Origin of the sequence: Actinomyces graevenitzii C83, assembly GCF_000239695.1 — a bacterium.
GTDB classification, from domain to species: Bacteria; Actinomycetota; Actinomycetes; order Actinomycetales; family Actinomycetaceae; genus Actinomyces; species Actinomyces graevenitzii.
The window spans coordinates 59505-80356 of sequence record NZ_JH470338.1; the positions used below are offsets into that span (position 1 = coordinate 59505).

The 20852-nt window shown below is 59.2% G+C and carries 16 protein-coding genes and 2 tRNA genes; 14 read left to right on the top strand and 4 right to left on the bottom strand.

What is annotated here, in order from left to right; all coding sequences use genetic code 11:
* Positions 1-23 precede the first annotated feature (23 nt).
* Positions 24-998 carry an NAD(+) diphosphatase gene (nudC, locus tag HMPREF0045_RS09455; RefSeq protein WP_081466762.1) on the top strand — a complete coding sequence of 325 codons (975 nt, stop codon included), beginning with the start codon at positions 24-26 and terminating at the stop codon, positions 996-998.
* Between the two features lie 162 nt (positions 999-1160).
* Entirely contained in the window at positions 1161-3206 is a 2046-nt protein-coding gene (locus HMPREF0045_RS00280) for an ATP-dependent DNA helicase UvrD2 (RefSeq protein ID WP_005984400.1), read from the top strand.
* Positions 3207-3213: 7 nt separating this feature from the next.
* On the opposite strand, the gene HMPREF0045_RS00285 is transcribed toward HMPREF0045_RS00280, so the two are convergent.
* Both HMPREF0045_RS00285 and HMPREF0045_RS00290 read right to left on the bottom strand, forming a co-directional pair.
* A complete protein-coding gene (locus HMPREF0045_RS00285) occupies positions 3214-4200 on the bottom strand; it encodes a hypothetical protein (protein ID WP_005984402.1) in 987 nt (328 codons plus the stop codon).
* 108 nt (positions 4201-4308) lie between these two features.
* Positions 4309-5517 carry a YlbL family protein gene (locus tag HMPREF0045_RS00290; protein WP_005984403.1) on the bottom strand — a complete coding sequence of 403 codons (1209 nt, stop codon included), beginning with the start codon at positions 5515-5517 and terminating at the stop codon, positions 4309-4311.
* A gap of 164 nt (positions 5518-5681) precedes the next feature.
* Here HMPREF0045_RS00290 and HMPREF0045_RS00295 point away from each other — a divergent pair, with 164 nt between their 5' ends.
* Positions 5682-7121 carry a zinc-dependent metalloprotease gene (locus tag HMPREF0045_RS00295; RefSeq protein ID WP_005984405.1) on the top strand — a complete coding sequence of 480 codons (1440 nt, stop codon included), beginning with the start codon at positions 5682-5684 and terminating at the stop codon, positions 7119-7121.
* 82 nt (positions 7122-7203) lie between these two features.
* Here HMPREF0045_RS00295 and HMPREF0045_RS00300 read toward each other — a convergent pair whose 3' ends face one another.
* The gene (locus HMPREF0045_RS00300; protein WP_005984406.1) at positions 7204-7764 is read right to left on the bottom strand and encodes a PPA1309 family protein; all 561 of its coding nucleotides are present in this window, start codon (positions 7762-7764) and stop codon (positions 7204-7206) included.
* A 117-nt stretch (positions 7765-7881) separates the two neighbouring features.
* On the opposite strand from HMPREF0045_RS00300, the gene HMPREF0045_RS00305 reads away from it, so the two are divergent.
* From HMPREF0045_RS00305 to HMPREF0045_RS09460, 7 genes are all read left to right on the top strand, one after another.
* A complete protein-coding gene (locus HMPREF0045_RS00305) occupies positions 7882-10932 on the top strand; it encodes a UPF0182 family membrane protein (protein WP_005984408.1) in 3051 nt (1016 codons plus the stop codon).
* A 237-nt stretch (positions 10933-11169) separates the two neighbouring features.
* Complete coding sequence (gene orn / locus HMPREF0045_RS00310; protein ID WP_005984410.1) at positions 11170-11793, top strand: oligoribonuclease; 624 nt, start codon at positions 11170-11172, stop codon at positions 11791-11793.
* A gap of 177 nt (positions 11794-11970) precedes the next feature.
* A tRNA-His gene (locus tag HMPREF0045_RS00315) sits at positions 11971-12043 on the top strand.
* A gap of 153 nt (positions 12044-12196) precedes the next feature.
* Positions 12197-12272, top strand: a tRNA-Arg gene (locus tag HMPREF0045_RS00320).
* 68 nt (positions 12273-12340) lie between these two features.
* Positions 12341-13912 (top strand): GTPase domain-containing protein, encoded by a 1572-nt coding sequence (locus HMPREF0045_RS00325; protein WP_005984412.1) that lies wholly within the window; start codon positions 12341-12343, stop codon positions 13910-13912.
* Complete coding sequence (locus HMPREF0045_RS00330) at positions 13912-15342, top strand: GTPase (RefSeq protein ID WP_005984413.1); 1431 nt, start codon at positions 13912-13914, stop codon at positions 15340-15342. The genes HMPREF0045_RS00325 and HMPREF0045_RS00330 overlap by 1 nt, the downstream gene beginning before the upstream one ends.
* A gap of 290 nt (positions 15343-15632) precedes the next feature.
* Positions 15633-16391, top strand: a complete 759-nt coding sequence (locus HMPREF0045_RS09460) for a single-stranded DNA-binding protein (RefSeq protein WP_005984414.1) — start codon at positions 15633-15635, stop codon at positions 16389-16391.
* Positions 16392-16478: 87 nt separating this feature from the next.
* Here the strand turns inward: HMPREF0045_RS09460 and HMPREF0045_RS09465 are convergent, their stop codons facing one another.
* On the bottom strand, positions 16479-16949 hold the full coding sequence (locus HMPREF0045_RS09465; RefSeq protein ID WP_005984415.1) for a hypothetical protein: 471 nt from the start codon (positions 16947-16949) through the stop codon (positions 16479-16481).
* 113 nt (positions 16950-17062) lie between these two features.
* Between HMPREF0045_RS09465 and ftsE the strand changes: the two genes are divergently transcribed.
* The 4 genes from ftsE (at position 17063) to smpB (ending at position 20756) form a co-directional block, all read left to right on the top strand.
* Positions 17063-17752, top strand: coding sequence for a cell division ATP-binding protein FtsE (gene ftsE, locus HMPREF0045_RS00345; protein WP_005984416.1), 690 nt, complete (start codon positions 17063-17065; stop codon positions 17750-17752).
* 10 nt (positions 17753-17762) lie between these two features.
* Positions 17763-18680: a permease-like cell division protein FtsX gene (gene ftsX, locus HMPREF0045_RS00350; protein ID WP_005984417.1), complete on the top strand. Its 918-nt coding sequence runs from the start codon at positions 17763-17765 to the stop codon at positions 18678-18680.
* A 3-nt stretch (positions 18681-18683) separates the two neighbouring features.
* Positions 18684-20003 carry a peptidoglycan DD-metalloendopeptidase family protein gene (locus HMPREF0045_RS00355; protein ID WP_005984418.1) on the top strand — a complete coding sequence of 440 codons (1320 nt, stop codon included), beginning with the start codon at positions 18684-18686 and terminating at the stop codon, positions 20001-20003.
* A gap of 225 nt (positions 20004-20228) precedes the next feature.
* Complete coding sequence (gene smpB / locus HMPREF0045_RS00360; RefSeq protein ID WP_005984419.1) at positions 20229-20756, top strand: SsrA-binding protein SmpB; 528 nt, start codon at positions 20229-20231, stop codon at positions 20754-20756.
* Positions 20757-20852 lie beyond the last annotated feature (96 nt).

Sequence of the window (20852 nt, forward strand, 5' to 3'; positions counted from 1 at the left end):
ACAAGCGGCCTATAGTTGAAGGCATGGATTTACCCATGGCTAGCGGACAGTTTGATAGAGACGCCGCCAGGCGTAACGACGCCAACTACCTGAACTCGCTTAAAGACTCGCCCAACACCAGCTACATCCTGGTTACTGCGCGCGGCGAAGTGGCCATTAAATCGGACCACGTCTATGGCCAAGCCCCCCACGGCGGGTTAACCCCACCTGATCTGGCCAATATGGAAGCTGAGCAGCTACTTGAGCTAAACCACGCCCAGGTGGCGCAGCTACCCTTTAGCCCCCAAGAGCCTTACTACCTGGGTAAATATGGTGAAAAAAGCTACTTGGCTCTGCGCGTTGAAGCCTCCAGCCAGCAGCCAGAAGAGAACTGCCAGTACTGCTTTGCGCCGCTACGGGCAGTGGCCGGAATGCTAGAGCCCTACCAGGGCGAACTGGCGGCGGCGGCCGTGGCCCTAGCAACTTGGGACAAAAACACTAAATTCTGCGAGCGCTGCGGCGCCAGCTTAAAGCTTGCCTGCGCGGGCTGGGAGAAGCATTGCACCGCCTGCGCTCATATCACCTATCCGCGTACCGATCCGGCAATTATTGTGGCAATCACCGACGACGCCGAGCGGCTACTGCTAATTCACGGCGCCACCTGGCAGCCGGGACGCTACTCGGTGGTGGCCGGGTTTGTGGAGGCCGGAGAGTCTTTAGAGGCGGCAGTGGTGCGTGAAGCTTTAGAAGAAACTGGCATTAAGATCAGCCAGGCCAGCTACTGCTCTAGCCAGCCGTGGCCATTTCCACGTTCACTAATGTTTGCTTTCACCGCCCGCGCTGGCGGCCAGCAAGAACCCAAGGCCGATATGCAAGAGGTAGGCCACGCTTTTTGGGTTAGCCGCGAGGAGTTCACCCAGCTGGTGCTTGAGGGCAAGGTGATTGTGCCCGGGCGGGCCTCCAGCGGTCACGCCTTGGTGCGTGCCTGGTATGGGCGCGAGCTACCCCAGCCGCGCTGAGCCCTAGCCGGGCATTGGTCCCGCCGGTGCATTAGCCGCGCTGAGCCCTAGATGCGCCCGTAGAGCGAGCGGCTAGGGTCTGCCGGTCACGCCCAAGTGCGCCGGGCGCCCAAGCGTACCGGTCACGCTAAGGTGCGGCCGGGAAGCCATTAAAGTAGCTATATGACCTCAACGCCTCCCACTAGCGAGCAGCTACTGCAAGCCCTTGATGACGATCAACGCCAGGTAGCTGAGCAGCTTTCGGGGCCACTATGCGTGTTGGCGGGCGCCGGCACGGGTAAAACCCGCGCCATTACTTACCGCATCGCTAACGGGGTGGCCCAGGGGGTGTACCAGCCCAGCCAGGTGTTGGCGCTGACCTTCACTGCCCGCGCGGCGGGGGAGATGCGCTCGCGGCTGGCTAATTTGGGGGTGCCGGGGGTACAGGCGCGTACTTTTCACGCCGCCGCGCTGCGGCAGCTGACCTATTTTTGGCCTAACGCCATTGGGGGAGTGTGTCCGCCGATCCAGGAGCATAAGGCCCCGCTGGTGGGCGTGGCAGCGCGGACGCTGGGCTTGCAGGTTAATAAAGACTCGGTGCGTGACTTGGCTGCTGAGGTGGAGTGGGCCAAGGTCACTATGACTTCCCCTGAGCACTATCTGGAAAAGGCCGCTGAGCTGGGCCGTGAAGTGGCTGGGTTAGAGCCGGAAACTGTCTCTAGACTGCTGCAAACTTATGAAGAGGTTAAAGCTGACCGGCGCACTATCGACTTTGAAGATGTGTTGCTGCTGATGGTGGGGATTTTGCGGGATCGTGAGGATATCGCCATGCGTATCCGCCAGCAGTACCGCCATTTTGTGGTTGATGAGTATCAGGACGTGTCCCCGTTGCAGCAGCGCCTGCTGGATTTGTGGCTGGGGCCGCGCCGTCGCCAATTATGCGTGGTGGGCGACGTTTCCCAGACCATTTACTCTTTTACCGGCGCCACCCCCTACTTTTTGACCCATTTCAACCAGCGCTATGAGGGCGCTAAAACTGTGCGCTTGGTGCGCGACTACCGCTCTACGCCGCAGGTGGTGAGCTTAGCTAACACGGTTTTGGCCGGCCGTAGGGGTGGGCGCCTGGGTCAGTTGCCGCCCGGGGCGGTGGAGTTGGTGGCGCAGCAGCCCGCTGGTCCGCCGGTTACCTATATGGCTTATGACGACGACGTCGCCGAGGCTAACGCTGTGGCTGGCGCTATCCGCCGCCTGATTGACTCTGGCGTCAGTATCAGCCAGATCGCGATTTTGTACCGCACTAACTCTCAGTCGGAAGCTTTTGAGCAAGCTTTGGCTGACGCCCAAATTGGCTACCTGGTGCGCGGTGGGGAGAAATTCTTTGCCCGTGAAGAAGTCAAACGCGCCATGATTGTGCTGCGGGCGGCGCTGCGTGAGGCCAATGGTGACCGTTTGGATATGCCTGAAGCGGTGCGTGAAGCGCTGGGGCGTGAAGGCTGGACGCGTGAGCCGATCGCCTCACGTGGGGCGGTGCGCGAACGCTGGGAGTCGCTAAACGCCCTGGTGAAGTTGGCCGATGAGATTTATAAGGCGCGCGGGGCGAGCCTAGCTGATTTTGTGGCCGAGCTGGCTGAGCGTGCGGCCACCCAAAACGCCCCCACGGTGGCCGGGGTGACGCTTTCATCGCTGCACGCCGCCAAAGGTTTGGAGTGGGACGCGGTGTTTTTGGTGGGGGTCAGCGAGGGGCTAATGCCGATTTCGCTGTCAACCACTGAGGCGGAGATTGAGGAAGAAAAGCGTCTGCTGTATGTGGGCGTTACTCGTGCCCGCAAGCATCTGCATATTTCTTATGCCCGCTCACGTTCGGCGGGTGGCAAGGGCAGCCGTAAATATTCGCGTTTCCTGGAGGGTATTTGGCCCCAGGAGGCGAAAGCTGAGCGTAGCGTCTCTAAGCGGCAGGCTAATAAGCGCACTAGTGAGCTGTTTGCTGCCGAGCAGGATGCGGAAACTGTGGCCTTGTTTGAGGCTTTGAAGGTTTGGCGTAAGCAGCTGGCTGACGAGTACAGCCGCCCCGCTTACACGGTGTTTGCGGATGAGACTTTGCGCTCAATTGCGGTGGTTAAACCCAAGACGTTAAAGCAGCTGCTGCTTATTCGTGGGGTGGGTAAGCGCCGCCTGGAAACCTATGGGGCCCAGGTTTTGGCGCTGGTGCGTGAGCACTCTAGTAGCTAGTTTGGTTTTAAGCGGCGACGGCGCCTGGGGCTTCCAGCGTCTTGCTAGCTTCCAGCGTTTCTGTGGCTTCCAGTGTCTTGGGGGCTGCCAGCGCCTCTGCGGTGACGGGGCGAATGGGCTCTAGCAATTGCAGGCCGCCACAGCCGCACTCGGGGTGGGGGCTGAGCACTTGGCTGAAGCCAACCAGATCGGTCTGGCTAAATTCCAGGTAGCGCCCAAGCCAATGCCCGCTGCCACTAAAGAAACTAGAAGCCACCTGCGCCACAATATTTATGCAGTGCCTGGCCACGCTTTGGCTGCTAGCCGCAACCGGCTGACACAGCAGCTGGGTGGCTAGCGTGGGCCAAGCCGGATCAGCCTCGCTAAGGTAAAGATCCAAACAGGTGGAGCATTGACTTAAGCCCGGCACGGTAAGCGGGCCGATCAACCAGCCGCCGTCGCGCGCCAAAACCGGCAAAAAATTGAAGTTTTGCTGCAAAAAATAGCTGTTTAGACGCGGAGGCAACACCTGGGAGCCTAGCGGCACTAGCAACTGGCAGCGCCGATCAGGTGGACTGGGGCTAAACCCATGCTGCATTAAGGCCTGCTCAAGCTGGCTGGCTAAGGCGCCCTGGCTGTGGGCGTAGTCGAAAATGTGGAAGGTAGGCTCAGCGGCAAAGCTGCGGGCAGGGGAAACTGAGCCGCAGGCAGGGGGAGCTGAGCCGCTGGCAGAGGGCGCTGACCGGGCCGCGCGCAGCGCCCAACGTAGCTCATGGCTTAGCTTCCAGCAGCGCCCCAGCGGCAGGCGCAAAGAGCGCGCCAACTGCTTAACTTCAGCCTCCAAATCCGGCGGCTCGCCCTGCTCCAAGGCAATACCCCGGCTTTGGTAGAGCTGCAAAAGCGCCTGCAAAAACTTGTGTTCCTTATAGCAGCTAACGCCTATGCGCTGGCCCTGGGGCAGCTGGCTGTAGCCGTCACCGCGCCACAGTAGTCGCGTGTAAGTATTGCTAGACATCCTAGCCTCCTATCTACTTAAGACTAAGTTTGATAGTTGGCTATGATGTTTGACAATATTTAATATTATCCTGTGGATAACTTTTGCAGACTTGGTGCTTCTGTTAGCTCACTTCTGCTTCTGCAGAACCGCCTTGCAAGTAGTGGCCGGAGCTTGACCGGCAGCCACGCGCTGCATAGCCGCGCGCGCCTCACTCAAGGTAGAAACCGGGATCACCGTCATCCCCTTAGGCTCATTGCCTACCACATCGGAGCAGTTACCAGCCGGAGCCAAGAACACCTTGTAGCCTTCATCCCTAGCGCCCAGCATCTTTTGCTTAATGCCACCAATGGCGCCCACATTGCCACTTAAATCAATCGTGCCCGTGCCGGCCACGGGAGTAGTGCCCGCATAGTTCTTGCCCTCCAGGCGCTGAGCAATATCCAAAGCGAAAATCATGCCAGCACTAGGGCCGCCAATATCCTTAATCGCATAAGTAACCTCATGGCCAGCAGGCGGGTTGATATTCAAAGTAATGCCCAGCATGGCGCCCTTACGGCTAGAATCCTCAGGCTTAGCGCCAACTACACTTACTTCCTGAGTGGCCGAGTCGCGCTCAATAGTGACCTTAATGGGCTTGCCCGGAGTCAGCTTCTCAAGCACTTCGCGTAGCTGCTTGTAGCTAGTGATCTGTACGTTCTTAGAATCAGCGTCCACGATAGAAACCAGCTTGTCGCCCTTCTTGAAGGCCTGCTTAGCGCCGTCGGTCACTGCCTGCTCAACAGTCAAAGTGAATTTAGTGTCCGGCTTGGTCAGCTGCCAGGCGGCCACCACCGCACTGTCTTGCGAACCGGTCATCTGGGCTGCAGAAACCTGGGCTACAGTCTTTTCGCTAATGTTTTTAGGACACACGTTATCGCGCTCGACGACGGCGTCAGAGCTGGTCAGTGTCGATTTGATCAGCTGCCAGTAGGTAATTCCCTTATCGTCGCAGCCCTGCACGCTCACGGTAGTCATAGCTAGGGGAGTGGTGGAGGTGTTGGTGTTTTTAACCGAAATTACCTCTTTACCCTCAATCTTGGCGTTAACATTCAAGACGGGTCCAGGAGACTCAACGACGTAGTCAGTGGTCGGCAAAAAGCCAAGCGCCACAACCAAAATCAGCACACTTAGCAGCGAGCAAAGCGCGACCAGGCGACGCTTGCGCTCGCGGCGCAGCTGGTTATCAATAGCTGCTTGCACCTCTTTTTCAAGATCTGTCTGCACCTGAGGATCTACGGCAGTTTGAGAGCTAGAAACGGCTGAAGTGGGGGAGGCGGGGTTGGGATCATGACTCACTTACCTAGTGTCTCATTGCAACTATGTGCTTGTGAGTTATCGCCACCACATGAACAGATTCGCTTACAGCCACAATTATCAACAAAGTTGAGTCTATCTAACGCAACTTTATTTTTGGGGCGCTATTGTAGAGCATGTAACGAACTACGTACGAAAGGCCCACCATGGACGACAAAGAGTTTGAACAGCTCGTGGCCATGTTTACCCCCATGCTGGGGGAGGCGGGCGCGCGTGAACTAGCCCAGTCGATGAAAGACAGTGGCGTCACCGGCATCGACTTCTCCCAGCTTGGCCAGCAGTTCTCGCCCGAACAGATGGCTGCAGCCCAAGCCCAAATGGCTGGTTTCATGCAGATGATGTTCTCGGGCACCTCCGACGGCGAGGTCAACTGGGAATCTGGCAAGAATGTAGCCAAGCGCCAGCTGGAAAGTGAAGCAGTTATTACCGCCGCCCAGGCTGAACAGGTGCGCCAAGCCTTAACCGTGGCCGACCTATGGCTAGACAGTGTCACCGATTTTGCTCCCGCCGCAGGTAAACGTGAAGCCTGGAGCCGCGACAAGTGGATTGAGGCCACCTGGCCGGGCTGGCAGCGCGTATGCGAGCCGGTAGCCAAGGCCATCACCAATGCGCTAAGCGCCGCCATGCGCGCCCAGATCGCTGACCTGCCTGAAGAAATGTCGGGCATGAGCGAGCAGATTGACGCCATCAGCTCCCTGGTAGGCAACATGTCTAAAGCTGCCTGCGCCATGCAGGTGGGTTATGCCGTGGGCCAGGTAGCTAAGGGTGCTATCTCCGCTGCCGACATGGGTTTGCCGCTGCTAGCTAGTGCCGACGCCGCCATTTTGCCCGCCGGCGTGGCTGAGTTTGCTAAGGATTTGGACGTGCCCGAGGATGAGGTGCGCATGTACCTGGCGGTGCGTGAAGCCGCCACTGAGCGCCTCTATGCGCGCGTGCCCTGGCTACGCGGGGCCGTGCTAGGTGCGGTAGAAACCTACAGCCGCGAAATCTCCGTTGACACGGCAGGTATTGAAGAGGCCGTCAGCGGCATCGATCCTACTGACCCCCAGGCCGTGCAGGGCGCACTAAACGCCTCAGACATGTTCACCACCGCCTCCCCGGCGCAGGTGGCAGCCCTAGAAAAGCTGCAAACCTTGCTGGCAGTCATTGAAGGCTGGGTAGAGACCGTCACCTTCCAGGCCTGTGTAGCCCAACTGCCGCATGCGGTGGCCCTGCAGGAAATGATGCGCCGTCGTCGTATTAGCGGCGGCTCCCAGAAGGTGCTCCACGAGCTGATGGGGCTGGAAATCAGTCCGCGCCGCGCCCGCGAAGCATCCCAACTGTGGCAGCGTATCGGCGCCGAGGTGGGGGTAAGTGAGCGTGACGCGCTGTGGGCCCACCCAGACCTGACCCCGCGCGCTGACGAGCTAGACAAGCCCGAGCAGTTCCTGGCTATGCGCGCAGCTCAGGCCCAGATGGAAGCGGATATCGACGCCGATCTGGCCAGTTTGCTTGACGGCACCCTGGGTTATCAGGGCGACGCCGCCAACTCCGACAAGGACGACAAGGACGACGAGCCCGGCACTCAGGGCGGCTCTAACAACTGAGCATCCCGACAGCCCACGCGCTCGGCCAGTCCAGCGGGGCCGGCCAGTCCAGCGGGGCCAGCCAGTCCAGCGGGCGGCAAAACTAAACCAAAGTAGCTTTCAGGGCGGCGACCAGTCCCGGTACTAGGTCGCTGCCCTGAACTACCTGGGTGGGCTCATCATGCGAACGCATACGCAAAGCGCACCAGGATTCGCCTCCGCGCAGCACGCCCACCACCATGCGCACATCCTCACGCTCAGGGTGGTTGGCTAGGAAAGCCAGGCGTTCGTCGTCGTCGCTAATTGCGCTAGCAGCCTGCTCAGCCTGCGGGGGCAAAACCGAGCGCTCAACACTTAGCGCCGCCCCATCAACCTCAGCCGGCCAAGCCAACTGGCCCAGCAGATCCTCCAAATCAACGGCCTCAGGCAAGCCATCTTGCTCAATGCTCATCAATAACTGCGGGTCTTGCTGGGCATCTTGCACCACCTGGGCAGGCAGTAGCTGGGCTAGGGAAGGGTCATTAGCCAGTGCGTCGGCGGTACGCACCAACGCAAACACGCTGGTAGGCCCATCCCAGCCGCGCGTGCTGACATGCTCTTCGAGCTCCACAACTGCGCGGGCAAGGGCAAAATGAGCCGCTGAAGGACTTTCGTTGCTAGTCATAGGTAAATTCTTACATTCTTTAAGCCTCACGCACGCCTAAAGCGAGGCTACTAACAACTTAAGCGGCACATATGTAACCATTAGTCTTAGTGAACCCAAACACGAAGGAGACACAAGGTGAGTGAATCTGGCCGGGAGGGTCAAAGCCGGCCCAAAAAGGGCAAGCCATCCTCAACCCCTACACGCAAACGCACGGGTGCTTTGCCTATAACTATCTCGATCCTGTTTATTGCAGCTATTGCGGTTACCGGGTTTTCCCAAGTGTGGACCGACATTTTGTGGTTCAACCAGCTTGGTTTTGCGCGCGTGCTGTGGACCCAGTGGATCGCCTCTGCGCTGATGGCCCTGACCATGGGGCTACTAACAGCCCTGGCAGTGTGGCTGTCTATGCGTTTTGCCTATCGCGCCCGGCCGCTACGCGTGCCCAACCCTGACGACCGTGGCATGGAGGTCTACCAGAAGGCCATTGAACCCATGCGCCGCACCCTAACCTGGCTGGTACCCCTGGGGGTGGGCCTGTTTGTGGGCTTTACCCAAGCCATGCCGCATTGGCGTGAAATCCTGCTGGCTTTTAACTCCTCAGCTTTTGGGGTTAAAGACCCGCAGTGGGGCCTGGATGTATCCTTCTATATCTTTATTTTGCCGCTGCTGCGTACGCTGATTAGATTACTGGTTTCAATTACGATTACTGCCGCTATTTTTAGCCTGGGAACACACTACCTTTACGGCGGAATTACTTTAGCTCCACGTTTTAAGATCACCCGTGCAGCGCGCGTGCAGCTAACTATTTTTGCGGCTATTTACTGCCTAACCCAGGCCGTTAATTTCTGGCTGCAACGCTACAGTTTGCTTTTTGATGCAAGTGGCCGTTTCGACGGCGCCACCTACACTGATGTGCACGCCAATATTCCAGCTAAAACCATTTTGGCAGCTATTAGTGTGGTAATTGCGGTGCTGTTTATTGCCTCAATTTGGATGAAATCCTGGAAACTGCCGATCACTGGTGTGGTGGTTATGGTGGTTTCTTCACTGGTGATCGGCTCGGTGTATCCGGCGGTAGTGCAAAAGTTTGTGGTTGACCCCAACGCCCAGCGCAGCGAGGCGCCCTATATTCAACGCAATATTGACGCCACCTTGGCTGCTTACGGCCTAGATAAAACCGAAATCACCGCCTATAACGCCAAGACTGACGCCAGTGCCGGCCAGCTTAAGGCTGACGCCGAATCTACCGCTTCGATCCGTTTGCTTGACCCCAGCCTGGTTACCCCCACTTTCCGCCAGTTGCAGCAAAACCGCCAGTACTACAACTTCTCTTCGCAGCTAAACGTTGACCGCTACCAGGTCTCGGGCACCAGCCGTGACACGGTTATTGCGGTGCGTGAATTGAACCTGGCCGGTCTTAGCCAGGACCAGCACACCTGGGTTAATGACCACACCGTCTACACCCACGGCTACGGCGTCGTCAGTGCCTACGGCAATACCGTAGCCAGCGGCGGTTACCCCTCCTTCTGGGAGGGCGGTATTCCCTCCACCGGTGACCTGGGGGTTTACGAGCCGCGCATTTACTTTGGGCAGCAGTCTCCCAACTACTCCATTGTGGGCGGCACCGGCAATGCCAAGCGTGAACTGGACTATCCTGACGACTCCACTAAAGCCGGCCAGGTAAACACCACCTTCACCGGTAATGGCGGCCCAAATGTGGGTAACCCCTTCAACAAGTTCATGTACGCCGTCAAATTCCGGGAAATGAACATCTTGTTCTCTAAGGAAGTTGGCGCCAAGTCCCAGATTCTTTACGTGCGTGACCCGGCCACGCGCGTGCAGAAGGTGGCCCCCTGGCTCACCCTGGACGCTCACCCCTACCCGGCGGTAGTTGACACCGACGGCGACCCCAAGACTCCCAAGCGCGTAGTGTGGATTTTGGATGGTTACACCACCTCCAACAACTACCCCTACGCCGCCCACGAGTCCCTCAAGGACGCCACCGCTGACGCCCGCTCTGGCTCCTCCTCGCTGGTGGGGGCCGACACCGACAAGGCCAACTATGTGCGTAACTCGGTTAAGGCCGTGGTAGACGCCTATGACGGCTCAGTGACCCTGTACGAATGGGATCAAAAAGACCCCATTGTTAAGGCTTGGAGCAAAGTGTTCCCGGGTTCGGTTACGTCCATGAGCAAGATGAGCGCGGACCTGATGGCCCACATGCGTTACCCCGAAGACCTGTTCAAACTGCAGCGCACGGTTATGGCCCGCTACCACGTGCGTAGCGCCGATGAGTTTTACTCCGGTGGTGACTTCTGGAAGGTTCCTGACGACCCCACTCGCCGCGACGCCGGGGCACAGGCACCCTACTACCTGACCTTGAAGATGCCCGGACAGGAAAAGGCTTCCTTCTCCCTCTCCAGCGTCTACATCATTGGCGGTACCACTGACCGTAACGTGCTGACCGGATTTATTGCGGTGGATTCAGAAACCTCCAGCGGTAAAGCCGGGGTGCGTAACCCCAACTACGGCAAGATCAGGTTGCTGGAACTGCCACGTTCATCGAATGTGTCGGGACCTGGCCAGGTACAAAACAAGTTCTCCTCTGACGCTAACGTGTCGCAAACCTTGAACTTGCTGGCCCAGCAGTCCTCGCAGGTGTTGCGCGGTAACTTGCTGACGCTGCCGGTGGGTGGCGGCCTGCTGTACGTGCAACCGGTTTATGTGCAGTCCTCCTCGGGCACGCAATATCCGCTGCTGCGTAAGGTGCTGGTGCTCTTTGGTGAAAAGGTTGGCTTCGCTGACACCCTTAACGGTGCCCTGGATCAGGTGTTCGGGGGAGACTCCGGCGCTAAGACCGGTGAGCAGATCGTAAACGGTGATAACGGCGCCGCCAATAACACCAATAAGCAGCCCGCTGCCTCGCCTGGGGCCTCTGCGGCTCCGAGCGCCTCTGCCAGCCCGACGTCGTCTAGCCCGACGGCGTCGACGGCCACCACCCCGGCTACCGGCACCAACCCAGCTGGCGGCAATAACCCGGCGCTGAGCCAGGCCCTGTCGGACGCTAAGAAGGCCATGCAGGACTCCAACGACGCCATGAAGCGTGGCGACTGGAGCGCTTACGGCGATGCCCAAAAGCGACTGCAAGACGCCATCGAGCGCGCTACTAAGGCCCAAGGCAACTAACCGACGGCCGCGCAACGGCCCGGTAAAACGGGCCAGGCGCCGTCGGCCCTAAAAACGGCAGGACGCGAGTCTAAGGTGTGCCCTAGGCCACGCGCCTAAGCCGGCGGTGCGCCGAATGTGCCCTAGCAACTACCCAGCCCCACCGGGCCGAGCTAGCTGCTAGGGCACAGTTGTATCGAAAACTAACCCCCGCGCCGGCGCCTGCGTACACTTACCTACGTGAGTAAAGAGAGCCTGATGCACGATCCGCTGGTTTGGATCGACTGTGAAATGACTGGGCTGAGCCTAGTTGACGACGCCCTAATCGAGGTGGCCGTAATCGTCACCGACTACCAGCTACAGCCCCTAGATAAGGGCATTGACCTGCTGATTAAACCCAGCCAGCAAGCCCTAGAGCAGATGAATGACTTTGTGCGTAACATGCACACCCACTCGGGGCTGCTAGAGCAGCTAGCCGGGCCGGAGGCTATGGACATGGAGACCGCCACCGCCGAGGTTTTGGCCTACATCAAGCGTCTAGTGCCCCAAGAGCGCACCGCCCTGCTGGCCGGAAACAGCGTTGGTAACGACAAAAACTTCCTGGCCCGCGACATGCCTGAGGTTATTGAGCACCTGCACTACCGCATCATTGACGTATCCACCATCAAGGAGCTGGCCAAGCACTGGTACCCCCAGGCCTACAGCCACGCCCCCGAAAAGACCGGCAACCACCGCGCCCTGGGCGACATTGCTGATTCCATCGATGAGCTGCGCTACTACCGTCAGGCCCTATTTGAGGGCGAAGGGGAGCGCGACTACGGCGCCATTGCGGCCCAAATCAGTGCTGACTCCACTTTGGCGCGCATTGCTGAACGTTTCTAAGCCGTTTTTGGAGTGCCTGTGCAGCGCGCCCGGGGCGCTTTGGAAGCGTCCCTGGAGTGTGCCCGGCTCGCTTCTGGGCACTCCTGGACCAAAGCGTGACCTAATACACAGTCGCGTAAGTGGCGTACAGGTGGGTAAAGCAGCTAAAGTTCATTGCTGTTGCAGGTAATGCACATGGTGGCTGTAGCTCAGTTGGCAGAGCGCTTGGTTGTGGTCCAGGAGGTCGCGGGTTCGAGCCCCGTCAGCCACCCGCTTAAGACCCCGGTTAATTCCGGGGTTTTATTTTATGTGCGGGGGTGAATTACGCATGTCTTTTAACTGGTTAGTGATTAGTTGCCATAATTATTTACCGGTTTACACTCGCGTTTACCTTGCGCCGCTTTTGCTTTAAACTTAAAGCAAAGCCTCCGTAGCTCAATGGATAGAGCATCGGCCTTCTAATCCGCAGGTTGCCGGTTCGAGTCCGGCCGGGGGCGCCATTTCTTATCTTTTGATATATCCGTAATTTCTGCGTATGTGCGTGCAAACATAAAGTAAAGTTGTGGTTATGGTTACGTCTAGCTCCAGCGACGCTACTGTAGTGTCCTCCCTCAGCCGCGGTCAGCTTATAGATGTACTGCAAGATGTACTCAAAAATTTAGATCAGCTTTCCTTCCCGTTTGTCTCCGCGCTGGCGCCCTCTGCGGTAGCCCTGCGTGACAGCCTGAAGGTACAGGTGGGTGACAATTTGCTGCCTCAGCTTGAGGACGGCGACACGCCCGCCATTGTGGTGGTGGGTGGCTCCACCGGCGCCGGTAAATCCACGCTGGTCAACTCAATTTTGGGTACGGAAGTATCGGCTGCGGGTATTTTGCGCCCCACCACCAAAACCCCGGTGCTGGTGTGTAATCCTGAGGATCAAGAGGTGCTGCTTAAGCACCCCCTGTCGCAGATTTCGCGCATGGTTACTTCCGACGTCGTCCCGGCCGGCTTGGCCCTGGTGGACGCCAGTGACCTGGACTCGGTGCATGAATCCAACCGGGCCTTGGCGGCGCGCTTGCTGGAGGCGGCAGACCTGTGGCTGTTTGTAACCACGGCGGCGCGCTATGGCGACGCCACTCCCTGGTACACCCTGGAGCTGGCCAACACCCGCAACACTAAGATCGCGGTGGTGCTTAACCGCATCAGTGGCCCGGTGCTTAATGAGATCCGCACAGACCTGATGGAGCGCCTGGCCCAGATGGGGCTAGACCAGGCCCCCTTCTTCGTGGTTGGCGACGTCGGCCCCCACGAGGGCCTACTGCCTGTGGAGCAGGTGGCTGAGCTGCGTAATTGGTTACAGCTGCTGGCTGGCAAGCACCGCGCTGAGGGGCTGCTGCGCCGCACCGGGCGAGCCGTATGGGCCTCGCTACGTGAGCAGCTAAGCCGCCTGGCCGACGCCGTCGACGAGCAATCCCAAGCCGCCCACAACCTGGACACTAACTGCGCCCAGCTGCTGGGCTCGGTAATCCACGAATTTAACGATGATGTCGAGCGCGGCACCGCCGCCCAGGGGGCTGTATCCACCTCCTGGCTGGCCCTAGCTAGCTCCGGCGCGCCGCTAAGTACCCTAGCCCAGGGTCAAACCCTCAAAAACGGTTTCTTTGGGCTCAAACGTAAGCGCCGCCAGCAGGCCCTAGACACGCTTTCGCAAGAGTGCCGTCTGGCCCTAAACGACCGCCTAGAAGCCACCATTCTTGAGGGCATCGCCAAGGTTAAATTCGCTTGGGGGCAGGCCACGCTGGAAGGCGCCGGGGTAGAGCCGCGCACCAGCTCCTCTGCCGAAGTTATTGCCAAGTGGTACGAGGGCATTGCTGAACCCACCCATGTGCCGCGTGGTCTGACCGCGCCTGCCTTGAAAGACTTCCTGGTGGTGGCCGTTACCGGGGTGGTGCGAGCTCGTGAAGCTGCCGCGCGACTTGAGGTACAAGACGCATTAGAATTGGCTAGCGCACAGCTGCGGACTCAGGTAGAACAGACACTGACCGCGCTTTCGCCTGATGGAAGCGCTGTAGCTGTGGCTCCTACCGCGCAGTTGGCGGCGTCTTTACGCCTGCGTGCCAGTGAGCTGAAACCCTTCGGATTGTTTGGAGCGAATTGATGATCGACGCTGCCAGCCTTGATAGGCGGCTTGAGGAAATGCGCCGCGCCCTAGACGCGGCCCCCAACGAGGTAAGCGCCTCCTTGGTAATTCCTGCCCGTCAAGGAATGGATAATGTGGCTAAACGTCTAGCTTTGGGCGTAGACCACACCGTGGCAGCGTTTTTCGGGGGCACCGGTTCAGGTAAATCCTCCCTGTTCAACGCCCTAACCAAACTTGATTTTGCCGACGTGGGTGCCCGCCGCCCCACCACCTCACGCGCCGCCGCCTGCACTTGGGGCGACGACGCCACCGCCCTGCTGGACTTCTTGGGGGTAGACCCGCACCGCCGCATTAGGCGCGAGTCCATTCTCGACGGCGACGACGAAAACTACCTTGACGGCCTGGTGCTGCTGGATGTGCCCGACTATGACTCGGTAACCACCGCCCACGCCCTGCAGGTAGACCGCCTAGTGCCCCTAGCTGACCTGCTGGTTTGGGTTGTGGACCCGCAAAAATATGCCGACGCCGCCCTGCATGAGGGCTACCTGCGCGGCCTAGGTGCCCGCCAGGAAGACATGGTGGTGCTGATCAACCAGATCGACACCCTACCTGCGGGCGGTACCCAAGCCCTGATTGACGATGTGCGCGCGCTGCTGCTGGCAGACGGGCTGGATAAGGTGCGCGTGATCGCCGTATCCGCTAAGCGCGGGGACAACCTAGACCAGGTGCGTGAGCTGTTCCGCCAGGTTTCTGAGCGCGAATCTAACGCTGCCCGCACTGCTTCAGCTGAGCTGGACTCTATCGCCAAGCGATTGTCGGTGAGCGTGGCCGAGCGTGAGGCCACCTTAGATGAGCCGGCCACCTCCGACTTCCAGGAGCAAATGTCGCGTAGCGCCGGCGTGGGCGTAGTGGCTGACTCGATTGCCTCTGGCCTGCGTAAAATCTTCCCGCCTTCTTTGGCACGCCCCGAAGCCCCCTCGCGAGTGAGCGTGGCCGCCCAGGCATCCACTTGGCTGCACCGCAACACTGACTACCTGCCCCAGGCTTGGGTTAACTCGGTGCAGGACGCGGTTTCTGACCCTGAAGCCCTGGTCACCGGGGTGACTGACCTGGTGGCGCTAGTGCCCCTGCCGCGCCCGCGCAAGCTGCTGATTGAGCTGGGCTGGTGGCTAGGCTGGATTGCGGTACTGGCCGGGTTTGGCTGGATGTTCTTTAAGAATGGGGGCGTGCCCAGCTACGCGCTGGTGGCCGTGGGTTTGCTCTCGGCTGTGGCCAGCTACTGGCTGCGCCTGCGCCGCGCTAACCGGGAAGCTGCTGCTTATCGCGAGGCCGCCAGGGGACGCGTTGACCAGCTGGTTAACCGCGACATGGTTAAACCCATGCAGGCAGTATTTGCCCGCCACAACCGCCTACGTGCAGCTTTGGCAGTGGAGAAGACCCAAGCCTAGTGGGGTAAACCTGAGCCAGTTAAACCTGAGCCAGTTTTAACTTCGACGGCGGCCAGCATTGTTGTTGGCCGCCGCCGCTTTTTCTGCGCCGGTTCTGGGCGGTTTCTGGGGGGCCCGTTTGGGCAGACCTGCTTTGGGTAGGCGCCGCGCGGGGGCAGGCGAGGCCGCTTTTGTGCACAGGTGGGGAACTTTTTGGCCCCACGCGGCTTATACACACCGGCCAAGCGGGGTGCTTGCTTTTTGGCCGATCCTGGTTGCGTCACTAAACGATGCGCGCAAAGGAGAGGTAAATGAACCGCGCCATTGAAATCACCGTCCAGGGCACCGTGGCTACCGCCCCAGTGCTAACCAGGCAGGAAGGCAAAAAGCCCTACTGCCGGTTCCGTGTAGCCGCCTCATATGGGCAAATGGTGTCTGGCAGCTGGGTCAACTACGACACCTTATGGTTTACCGCCAAGGCTTGGGGAGACCTAGCTGAGCACTTATCCCAGTCATTTAAGCGAGGCGACCCGGTGATCTTGTGCGGCAGGCTGGGGGAGGACCACTGGATGCGCTCTGGTCAGCGAGTTAGCTCAATGGTTTTATACCTGCACTGCGCCGGCCATGATCTAACTCGCGGCGAAGCCCACTACACCAAGGTGGTAATCATCCACGACAAGGCTGGTGCCTCGGGTGAGGCGCAGCTAGCTGCGCAGCGCGCTGGGGGGGCGCAGGCCTTGGGCGGCCCGCAGGCTATGAGTGGTCCTGAGACCATGAGCGCGCCAGAGCCTGCCAGTGCGCCAGATGTTCTCGGGGCTGGCAGTGCGCCTGAGACCATGAGTGGGCCAGATATCCCTGGGGTTGCCAGTGCGCCTGAGACCATGAGCGGGCCTGACGGGCCTGAAACCGCCTACGCCCCAGAAATCACGGGTGTACCGGGTACCAATAGCTCCCCGGATATGGGCGCGGCCTTGGCTGCTGCTATTGCCTCCCAAAACGGTGGCCCTGAGCTAGTGACCCCCAGCCTGGAGGCACAAGATCAGTGGAGCACCGACTACACCCTGGTCTAAAGGCCTGCGCTGAAACTGGCCAAGTTCTGCGCTAAAGGTTAGAAACACAGCTTTGACCAGTCCAAATGTGGCTTGGTCATAATATGGCTAGGCCAGATCTAGGCCAAGATCAGCCGGGTGGGAGACTTTAAAAACCTCAAGCAGAGAGCGGGTGATTATTTCCGCCAGCTTAGCTGCATCAGTGGTTTTAAAAGTCAGGGCAGTAGGCTGGGCATCCCAGCCCAGCAAAGCCAGCTGCATAACGTGAGCTGGGCCCAGTAGCAGCTGCTCTAGGCCATCTACGCGCGGAGCTAAAGCCGTATAGCTAAGTGCGCCCTGAGTTTGGTTAACCAAAACCGCAATCCCTGGCTTATCGCTAGAAATCTTGGCTTTGCGGCGTAGCAGCTTATTAGCTAGGCCAGGCGCGGTTAGCTGCGTATCTGGCTCAAGTAAGGGCTGGCCCACGTAAAACACTAGGCGAGCGCCGGCGTCGACGTCGTTACTTAAAAAACTAACCAAAGAGGGGGTAAACCGAGCCCAAGAACCCAAATCAATACAGTCAACTGCCTTCTCACTCATAAGCTAATCCTAATTTAGTTCTGAGTGTGACTAGTCTGGGGTGTGTCACTAATAGGTAACGCGCCCTTATGCGCGTACGGTGAGGGAGTATGCATACTTAGGAGGGCTCCCCTATGATCCGTTTCGACCAAGTCTCTAAGGTCTACAAACGCGGCGCCAGGCCGGCGCTAAACGAGGTTGATATTGAGATCGAACGGGGGGAATTTGTATTCCTAGTGGGCGCCTCGGGTTCAGGTAAATCCACTTTCCTGCGCCTAGTGCTGCGTGAAGAGCGTCCCACCTCCGGCTCAATCCACGTACTTGGCCGCGACCTATCCCAGGTTTCCACCTGGAAGGTACCCCAGCTGCGCCGCGAAATCGGCACTGTGTTCCAGGACTTTAGACTCCTGGAAAACAAGACCGTACTCGAAAACGTGGCTATCGCCCCGCAGGTGATCGGCAAGCCGCGCTACTACATTCGCTCAGCCGTGCCCGAAGCCCTAGAACTAGTGGGCCTAAAGGGTAAGGAAAAGCGTCTACCGCACGAGCTTTCCGGTGGTGAACAGCAGCGTGTGGCAATCGCCCGCGCCATGGTTAACCGCCCCAAGCTACTGCTAGCCGATGAGCCCACCGGTAACCTTGACCCCTCCACCTCGGTAGGAATCATGCGTCTACTAGACCGGATTAACCGCCAAGGAACCACCGTGGTTATGGCCACCCACGACGACGAAATCGTAGACCAGATGCGCAAGCGCGTAATCGAACTTGAAGAGGGACACGTGGTGCGTGACCAGGCACGCGGCGTCTACGGCTCCAACCGCTGAGGTAGTTTTAATGCGTATCAGGTTTATTTTCTCCCAGGTTTTCCAGGGTCTAAGCCGCAACATGGCTATGACCGTGTCCGTCATCTTGGTTTCTTTCGTATCGCTGCTGTTTGTGGGTTCATCCTCACTGCTACAGATGCAGATCAGCGCCATGAAAGGGGCCTGGTATGACAAGGTTGAGGTGTCCATCTTTATGTGCCCCTCATCCTCCTCGCAGGCACGCTGCCCCAACGGTGAAGCCACCCAGGCACAGATCGCCTCAGTAGATTCCTTCCTACGTTCAGACTCACTCAAGCCCTACGTAAAGAGTTTCCAGATGGAAACCAAAGCGCAGGCCTTCAAAAACTTCAAAGCCGCCTACGGCAACTCGCCCATTGGCCGCAATGCCACCGAAGATATGATGCCGGTTTCATTCCGTGTCAAACTGGTTGACGCCAAGCAGTACCAGGTGGTGGCTGAGCAGTTCCAAGGCAGGGCTGGGGTTGAACGCGTGGTAGACCAGCGGGCCACCCTTGAACCACTGTTTAAGGTGATGGATAGGGCCTCATGGTTTGCTGCCGGCCTAGCCATTGTGATGGCGGTGGCAGCGTTCTTGCTGATCATCACTACCATTAAACTTTCGGCCATGTCGCGCAGCAAAGAAACCTCAATCATGCGCTTGGTGGGTGCCTCCAACACCTTCATCCAGCTGCCATTCATGCTTGAAGGTATGCTCGCGGCCCTGACCGGCGCCATCTTGGCGGTAGGCGTGCTACTGCTGGGTGTGCACTACCTGATTAACGACTGGCTGGCTAAGTCCCTGTCTATCACCATGGCCTTCATTGGCACCCGCGAGGTGCTCACCGTAGCGCCGTTCTTGATGCTTGGGGCGATTGTGCTAGCTGGAATTTCTTCCATGGTTTCACTCTCGCGTTACACCAAGGTCTAAATCATGAAAAAGCTTTCGCTTTCTAAAGCAGGCTCACTGGTGATGGCGGCCGCCGCCACCTTGAGCCTGAGCCTGGGGCTAGTGGGTCACGGCCTGCCGGTGGCTCACGCCGACGAGCGTGACGACGCCCAATCTCAGCTAAACAGCGCCAACCAGAAAGAAGCGCAGCTGCGCTCCTCGTTGGAAGGCGTGGACGCCAAGCTGGGCCAGGCCTACTTGGATGCCCAAAACGCCAACACCCAGCTGGCTGCGGCTAAAACTGAGTTGGCTAAAGCCCAGCAGATCCAAGCCCAGGCCCTGCAAACCCAGCAGCAGGTAAACACCCAGCTGGCTAGCGCCCAGGCCCAGCAGGAGCAGCTAAACAAGCAGGCCACTAACTCCTCCAAGGAAGCCAATGCTTCCAAGGCGGCAGTGGCTTCACTGGTGGTCTCCACCTACCAGGGCGACAACTCGCTAACCACGCTTTCTTACGTGTTGCAGTCTGACTCGGTTGCGCAGATGACTGAGCGCTCTAACGTCACCCAGGTGGCTTCCAGTGTGCAGGAGTCGATTTTGGCTGATGCCGAAGCCCAGCGCGCTAAGGACGCTAACCGCAAAGCCCGCCAGGACGCCGTCGCCAAGCGCATCAGCAACCTGAAGGTGCAGGCAGACAAGGCCGCCCAGGAAGCCACCGACGCCGCCAACCAGGCTGCCACCAAGCGCAACGAGGTTTCCGCTAGGGCCTCAGCCGCCTCAGCCGCCGCCTCCAACCTGGAAACCCAGAAAGCCGGCTTGCAGGCCCAACTAGACCAGGTTTCCAAGGACCAGGCCGCCGCCCAAGCCAAGATCGCTAAGATCGACGCCGCCAACGCCCAGGCTGTAGCTAGCGGCAGTATGACTAACGCTTCCTCTAGCTCGGCCAGGTCTGACTCGCTAGGCAGCGGCTATATTGGCCACCCCATCCCCGCGCCCTGGGTGGTGACTAGTCCCTTTGGTTACCGCATCCACCCGGTTACCGGCACCGCCCAAGGCCACGCCGGTACGGATTTTGCTGCTGACTGTAACCAGCCCCAATACGCGCCGGCAGCTGGGGTAGCCACCTACTGGTATTCGGTTTCCTGCGGTATCGGCTTGGATATCAACCTCGGTTACATTGACGGCCACTCCTACAACATCACCCTATGCCACATGTCTGGGCGCGCCGTGGGTGATGGGGCCAGCGTCAGCCGTGGCCAGGTGGTTGGTTACACCGGCGCCACCGGTTACGCCACCGGCTGCCACGTGCACTTTGAGGTCACTCGCGACGGCGTCAACATTGACCCCATGAGCCTGCCTGGTTTCTAAGCCGCAGCTCGCGCTGGCGGGCTTTGGCAGGTTATGCGGCGCACGTGCTTGCCCTGCCCAGCGCTTGCCCTGCCGCGCGCTGGCGAGCAGGACTGCGAGTGTGCGCCTGGGCTCGCCGCGCACTGGCGGGCTTTGGCGGGATGCTGAATTAATTCGCGCAACAGCCGGATGTATCGGGTAAACTGATGCGTCCGGCTGTTTTATACACAACGATTGGAGGCGCTTATGGCTAAGCAGGATAAAGCACCGAAGCTGACGGCCGCCCAGAAGGCTAAGGCTGCCTCGGATGCCCACAAGACCATTGCCCGCAACAAGAAGGCCCTACACGACTACGCCGTCGAGGAAAAACTCGAAGCTGGCCTGGCCCTAACCGGCACGGAAGTTAAGGCGCTGCGGATGGGGCGCGCGTCGCTGGTTGACGCCTGGGTTGAGCTTGACCGCCACGGCCAAGCTTGGCTGCAGGGCGCGCACATCCCTGAATACTCGCAGGGCTCGTGGAACAACCACTCTCCACGCCGCAAGCGGCGTTTGCTGATGCACCGTCGCGAAATTGACCGTTGGGCGTTTAAAACCCAGGCCAAGGGCTATACCGTGGTGCCGTTGGAGCTGTATTTCATCAACGGGCGAGCCAAGGTTGAGGTAGCTTTAGCGCGCGGTAAGCAGGAATGGGATAAGCGTCAGGCTTTGCGTGAGGCCCAGGATAAGCGCGAGGCTGCTCGGGCGGTAGCCGCAGCTCGACGTCGCCAGGGCTGAGAGACTCAGTTCGTGCCCCAGACAGAGGGGTGTGGGCTCAGTTCGTACCCCGGGGCTGAGGGCCGCTGGGGGAGTGGGCGACGGCGCTAGCGGCGT